The sequence below is a fragment of the Marinimicrobium locisalis genome (assembly GCF_039822625.1).
GTDB lineage: Bacteria > Pseudomonadota > Gammaproteobacteria > Pseudomonadales > Cellvibrionaceae > Marinimicrobium > Marinimicrobium locisalis.
On the sequence record NZ_JBDLLG010000043.1, the window covers coordinates 1 to 6,946 of the forward strand.

Annotated in this window: 5 protein-coding genes; all 5 read right to left on the reverse strand. The window is 55.0% G+C overall.

What is annotated here, in order from left to right; translation table 11 throughout:
- Positions 1-90: 90 nt before the first annotated feature.
- The 5 genes from AAE514_RS18035 to AAE514_RS18055 all read right to left on the reverse strand — a co-directional run bounded on the left by AAE514_RS18035 (position 91) and on the right by AAE514_RS18055 (position 6,616).
- Positions 91-1,068, reverse strand: a complete 978-nt coding sequence (locus AAE514_RS18035; protein ID WP_347332961.1) for a two-partner secretion domain-containing protein — start codon at positions 1,066-1,068, stop codon at positions 91-93.
- Between the two features lie 74 nt (positions 1,069-1,142).
- On the reverse strand, positions 1,143-2,822 hold the full coding sequence (locus AAE514_RS18040) for an NHL repeat-containing protein (RefSeq protein WP_347332962.1): 1,680 nt from the start codon (positions 2,820-2,822) through the stop codon (positions 1,143-1,145).
- A 188-nt stretch (positions 2,823-3,010) separates the two neighbouring features.
- Positions 3,011-4,774, reverse strand: coding sequence for a biofilm-associated metzincin protease Mep72 (mep72, locus tag AAE514_RS18045; RefSeq protein WP_347332963.1), 1,764 nt, complete (start codon positions 4,772-4,774; stop codon positions 3,011-3,013).
- A 63-nt stretch (positions 4,775-4,837) separates the two neighbouring features.
- Positions 4,838-5,521 carry a biofilm-associated metzincin protease inhibitor BamI gene (gene bamI, locus AAE514_RS18050; RefSeq protein WP_347332964.1) on the reverse strand — a complete coding sequence of 228 codons (684 nt, stop codon included), beginning with the start codon at positions 5,519-5,521 and terminating at the stop codon, positions 4,838-4,840.
- A gap of 387 nt (positions 5,522-5,908) precedes the next feature.
- Entirely contained in the window at positions 5,909-6,616 is a 708-nt protein-coding gene (locus AAE514_RS18055; protein WP_347332965.1) for a metallophosphoesterase, read from the reverse strand.
- Positions 6,617-6,946: the final 330 nt, after the last annotated feature.

Sequence of the window (6,946 nt, forward strand, 5' to 3'; positions counted from 1 at the left end):
ACGTTTTCATCGAACATCAAGGGCTCCTTTTCCTAAACTCGGTCCTTACACAGAAACATCATCTCTATGATACCTATGGTTATCATAATATCAAGCGCAAGAAAGAGTCTCACGCCAATATTTTATATCGTTAGCAGCTTCAAACCATGCCGTTTTGCTCGAAGCGGTATCGACATCGCACTCATTGTCGGGGTCTCCATTACCGAGTGTAAAGCTACCATCTTCATGGACCACCACGCTGTCAGCGTGACCCACGCCTCCGGTATTAACCGCTTGCGAGAAAATATCCTGGCTGGTACTGGCGGTGAGCAGTACGCGGCCTCCCGCCGCATTGATTTCGCCCTTATTGATCAGCGCCGAATCAACGCCAAGCTCTTCCTGCAGGACCTCCTTGGATATACGCACACCTATTAAACCGGCATCATCAAAAGTAACTACCGCCTCTTTGCCAGCCGCAAGATTGACAGCGCCCAACTCGGCGGAGATAACCCCTTCATTGCGAACCCGCCGGCCCAGCAGCCCCACGGAGCCCCCCGTGGCCGCCTGAATGATACCGCGATTAATAACAGTCCCTTCCGTACCCTCCAGGGCTGCGAAGGTAAAGTCACCGTTCATAAAATCGCTGGTATCAACACTCAGGCCGCTGGCAATCATCCCCCCGACATTAATCTGCGCGTCCTTACCAAACACCATACCGTGGGGGTTAACCAACACCACTCGCCCATTGGCGTTAATCTGGCCGTGAATTTCAGAGCCTCGATGGCTCAATATGCGGTTAAGAGCAATGGAATCCGAGCCGGGCTGGATATAGTTGACAATTTCATCGGAGTCGACATCGAAGCTGTCCCAGTCCACCGCCAAGCGATCCGTCGCCTGGGTCACGGTAGTGGTCCGGCCACCCTGGGTAATATCACCACGTCCACCGACCACCTGGCCGCCCTCGGGGCCCGCCTGAGCCGGTCCGGAAAAAACAGCGTGCCCCGCCGCTATGATTGCGACGGACAAAAGGCTACGGCGAAAAGATCGCTTACGACACGAAACGTTCCCGGTGATCTTTAAAGGCTTCATGCCAACTCCTTCATGTTGTTATCTCAGACTAGGTTGCGCGGACTCGGGCCCCAAGGAGACCAACCAACCACTTGTTATTCAATATCACCAGTAGGCTTGCTTATTACTAAGCGTTCGCCAGTGACTGGGTCGATGGCGTAAAGAGCGTCTATTCTATTGGACCTCGACGTTATTCCTGCAACAAATTCTTCGTTGGGGGCCAGTTCCATATCTATAAACCACCCCAAAGGGTTGTGACCATGAGGGTGTTCGCCCCCTGAAATTAGAGTTATCGAACGACTGTCCTTATCCACCGCCCAAAGCTCTTGATTTATAATGTTTTGAACCAGAACTAGCTCCTCCAAATCACTATTTACTATGGCGCGCACCATAAGCTCTGGCGTACCCTCAGGCTCACCCTCAGTGAGAAAAACTTCCCGGTCACCGGTATCTAAATCAACAGACATGATGCCGTCAGGGCTAGCCTGCCCCACCAAGGCTCGAGCTCCGCCGCTACCGACGGCCAGCTGAGAAGGATAATCAAATCCCGGGCCAGATTCTGGTATATCGTTACTGGAAACAAGAGTGCGCAGCCCAGTGGCAAGGTTCAGCCTAGCGAGGTTGTTGGTGCCGCTTGCTAGCACAAACACTTGTTCGGGATCGGAGGGATCAACCGCCATACCACGAGGGGTAGAAAAAGCCGGCTGGTCCTCGTTGGGAGTCTCACGGCTGTTAATAAGGGTCACCTCCTTCGTGTCCAAATCAACTCCTAAAACACTGCCTCCTTCGACGGTATCCCCATTGACCAACAGGCGATTTCGCGGAGCATCCAGCACCAACCCGGACGGGCGACCGACGCCCACTTCACGCTCCTCATCATCCAGCTGTAAAAAGACCGACCGGCTGCCGGTTGCCAAGTCCACGGAGACAATCCGGTTCGCGGAAAAATCCGTCACCAATATACGATCACGCTCCTCATCAAATATCAGGCTTTGTGGCTTCTCAATAGCCACCTCATCATCCGGAAACGCCTCAGCAAAGGCCTGCTGAACCACCGTCACACTTTGCCGCTCTTCCTCGCTTACCTTGTTGCCCAAGGCATCCTCGGCTTGCAGAGTAATGGTGTTCTCGCCCGGACCAAGGGTTACCTGCTTCTGCCACGTCGCAAAATCATCCTCGGTGTCGACCTCATAGTCGTTAGTGCCGCCCTCATGATTGACAGTCAGCGTCACGCGGTCGACCTCACTCCACTCGTCCTCGGCGGTACCGCGCACAATGACGGTATCGCCTTCGGTGGCCGTAATGGGGGGCGGAAAGACAAAGGCGGCTTCCGGCGCCCCGGTATCGCCCGCCGCTACCACATCGAAGGTGGCGGTGTGCTCACCGACCGTAACGGTCACGGTTTGCGTTTCCTCGGGTGTTTCGGGCGCGGTGCCTTGCAGGGTCAGCTCATCGCCCAGCCCGGCGTTACTCGCCCCTGACTGGAACTGGCCCTCATTGAGGCGATACTGACCGCCGTCTACGGTGACCGCTAAAGACACATTGGCATCAATGCCTTCGATGGTAATGGTCTCCGACACGGCCTTGGCGCCAGGCTCAACACCCTCCGCAGCCGCAAAGGTAAAGCTCGTGGGGTTGGTATCGGGCGGGTCCGGTCTGTCCGGGGGGTTACCGCCTCCGTTGCTACCGCTGCTGCCACCACAAGCGGCGAGCGCAAAATAGGCAAAGGCGAGAAAAATGAGGCTGGAAAGGCGACGTAATGGCGAAGTCAGCATGACTTTATCACTCCTTGTGTTCCGTGTCGGTTTTTGGAGCCCGCATTTTGCCATACATTGATGGTGGAAAAGTGTGACGGGGTTAATGGTTAGGGGGACGACAACCATCAGATAGGGCACTTCCACATGTGAAAACCGCGAGCCCCGTAAGAGACTCGCGGTTCGTCACGCTACTCAAGTAAAGGAGACTAGGGTTGCACTATCCGAAGCTCATCCAAGTACAGATCGGCTGAGGCTCTCGGGCCCCCGACCAGCAGCCGCATTTGTCGAATATCGCCCTCGGGCACAATCGCAAACTCGCCTTCAATGCTCTGCCAGCTGTTAGTGGTGACCGTGGTGCTGACCACCCTCTCCCAATGGGCCCCTTGATCGTCGACATAATATATCCACACGTTCGCATTGGCGGAGCTTGCGGAGCCATCGTTTACGTAGACGCTGGCAGTGATCGAATAGGTGGTGCCGGCATCAAACAGGCCGGTGGCTTCACGCATGGGGCCCGAATAGCTGTACCGGCGCGAATAGTTTCGGATGCTGTAATCCCCCTCGGAGGCGTGGGAGGAGAACGCCGTTTGGCTTCCGCCGAAGCTCGACCAACCACTGGCTTCACGCTCGAAGCTCTCGCTAAGCACCGGCTGGTTGACTGGTTCGGGGGCGGGCTCCGACACATCCACAAGCGCCACCTCGTCCGCGATGATATCAACACCCACCTGAGGACCATAGAGAATCAGGCCGACATTATCGGGGGTGCTGGTCGCGTCCAGACGAAAGCGGGTGCTATAAGCGGTCAATTCAGTTGCGGTCACGGAGACGGGGTCCAGGTATTGATAGCGGATGCCACTGCCCTCCTGAATCCGCAAGGCAATTCTTACGGTATCACGCTCGGCACCGGCCACACCGAACGATGCGGTAAACTGGTATTCATTACCCACTTCCAGCTTGCTGCCTAAATCGTGGTAGCCATCGCCGTAAACCTGAGAGCGATCAGTGATGCGCAGCATATTATCGACGCACTCGGTCTGCTGGTCCGCCTGAGTCAACCGGGAGACGTTGAACAGTGCCTGCCACCCCTGCAAGGAGTCAAACTCCCCATTGGTGATTAGGTTGCCCTCAACACCGGGTTTACTGCACGGCTCAAGCTCGGGGTCCGGCTCGTCGACCTCCGTTACGCTGGGCATGAAGTCGGCAATTTGCAGCGCGAGGCGGTCCAGGTTTCGACTGGCGTCCGCGCCATGGGGTTGGCCGGCATCCACACCACAAGGCTGCCCGGAACAACCGGCCACGTCCGGGTTGGAGAATACCTGTATCTGATTTCTGGTGCCGTATGATTGGGGGTAGGCCATAACGGTACTGAACAAGCCCTGTACGCCGTGGCCCCGAGCCCATTCCCAAACACCACCGCCACTGTTTTGCACGTGGGAGTGTCCAAGGCTCATGTTGTGACCGAGCTCGTGCGCAAAAGTGCTCAGGCCACAATCCACACCCACCAGACTGAACGCCGCCGAGCCGGCATTACTGGCTAGGCGACCGGTGTTGGCATCACCCCACGGAACGTAACCAATACCGCAAACATAACCGCCGGACATGGGCTGCCTTAGGTTCAACAACGTGACCAAGTCAGCGCCATACTCCTGGCGCAAGCGCGCGACGGCGCTGTTGCTACGCAAAGCCCCCAGGTTTTCGCTGGTCACATAGGTGTAGTCCAGGTTGACTTTCTCCGCGCCTACCAGGCGCAGTCGCATATCCACGTTGCTGTTTTCAAACGCCTGGTTGCTGTACGCAATATAGGAACCAATTCGGGCATCAATATCCCGGCCGGCGCTGGTCTGCTGGGCCTCATCAAGGTACAGCACCAACACATCCACCACCGGATCCGCTTGGGCAACCGCGGTTCCGAACAGAAGACTTCCCGCCGCCAGGGCGCCGGCCATCTTTTTGAATATTGTCGTTCTCATTTTCTCTCTCTCCACATGCAGATGCAGTTACACTGGGAATACAACAATCGTACGGGCTTTACATTAACCACCGCTCGGCGGCGGCCCCTGCTCAATGGGTGGCACAGCAATGCCGTCCTCAAAGGGCACTTGGTTAACGGTAATATCGCCCTCATCGGTCAGCACTGTTTCCCCGGTTTTGTTATCGATGACAGCGGAATAGGTACCTGAAGGGGTGGATATGGTCAGGTGCGTCTGGATTTTCCCCCGCGCTACCGTGAGGTTCCCCTGTTCGTCGCCATTGAGGAGCTTCCCCTGAAAAATATGGACATTTGCCGACTGGTTTCGGGTGCTTTCCAGGCGGGCTGCCACATCCATGTCACGCTGCGGGATATACATGTGTAATTTCTGACCCACATGGAACTGTTGAACCAGCGCCGGATCAGTGCGCAACCGCTTGGCGGGGTGGCCGTCTACCTGCGTATCGGGAGCGTTTTTATTCAGTTGCCATAGCTCCACTTCCGGCTGGCGGGGCGGCGCCTCCGGGGTTGCCGGTAACGCCAACGCTCCCGCCCCGCCGGCAGTAGTGCGGGTTGCAGGGGTGGGGGCATTAACGGGCAAGGGGTCGCTCACCGAAGCAACCGCCGAAGATGAGTTAGACGACTCTGACGTTACGGCAGCAGGCTGTGGTTCATCGGGCTTTAGAACCAAAGCTGTTAAGCCCAACAACGCCAGCACCACGCCGGCTACGATCACTACTTTATTCACAGGCAGGTTCTCCCAAAGCGCGGAGGCTCTAACGAGTCCGGCTAGGTATGTATTCTGCTTGAAAGGCTACAAGAGAACCCGGTCTGGCGCTAATTTAATTAGCAAAATTGCGACACAGGTTTTATAGAAAGGTGAGGATCTATAACTAAAGCACAGAAATGCCCAGCTAAAAGAACGTCAAATGGCCTTTTCGAGGCCGTTCTATCTATTCAGGGATAAGTCGAGCCATTACGTTTTACTCTAATGGTCTTGCTGACAAGCACCGGGATTCTCAACCGCAGTAGGGAATACCGAGAGCGTCTTGGCATATTTCATGTGAAGCGGCTCACAATGGGGAAGGGCGAGGGCCAGTGCTTCCGGTATTCTGACATTCGCATGTCGTGATGCCTACACGAAATCAGCTGGCCTTATCAGGCCGATATCATCGTTCAAATAGCTCCCCAAGTCCATAAAGGTTCGGTTAGCATGCGTTGTTATAAAGTCGACTATCGTATGCCCATGGAAAACATGGTTAATATTCTTCACCGGCTCTATAGACGTAGGGTCCGTTCGAAATGGCTGCGACTTCCTCCATAGCATGTCGCTAGTCAAAAGACTTCGTTCTACATCAGACGCATCGCTGCTTTGAAGAATCTGTTTAACATCACTCCAATCACAACTATCCGGAAGCTCTGCATGCACTAGACCCACCTTCTTCCCGCCTGGAAGGTCAACCTCTAGCGCAACAGGAAGGCGAACAAATGCTTCATAGAACTGCATTAACTCGTCATGAGATAGAGCTTCTGCCCATGCTCCACCCCAGGCGTACCACTGTGAGAACATATGTGCTGAGGACTGATCAACAGAGTTAATGAGCATGCGCTCGTGATTTCCCTGGATTGAGAAAAACCAATCATAATTTAGCCAGTTCAGGGCAAGCTCGCTCTCCGGACCGCGATCAATCAGGTCTCCCAGACAGAAAACCCTGTCGACTCCGGGATCAAAGTTCTCTCTATCAAGCCGCTCTTCTAGCAAAGAGAAGTGACCGTGAACATCCGAGCAAATATAGTCCACTCCCTTTTTGTTGGCAGCAAAAGATTGAAACAACTCACTCATATTAGTTTATCTTCTTACTCACGATTATTCGAATTCCTTTAGAAACATCTTCCTTTTCGTCGACACTCATTCGAGTTGACGTATAGCGACTATTCCCGCGCTGGATACTATGTTGCGTGTTCCCCGGCAAATGGGCTAGAAGCAGTGCCACCGTGGTGGGAAGCGAGCCTGCCGAACCGCTTCTAATACGTAACCGTTCATTCAGAGGCGTGGTTGACGGCCCTGTAGAGGTCTGATCGGAGCGGCTGATCGGCGAAGGTGTCTTTCCACGCCCGGGGCGTCAGCTCTTCCACCCGGCTGGCCGGGTGCTCACTGATGCGAAGCAGCACA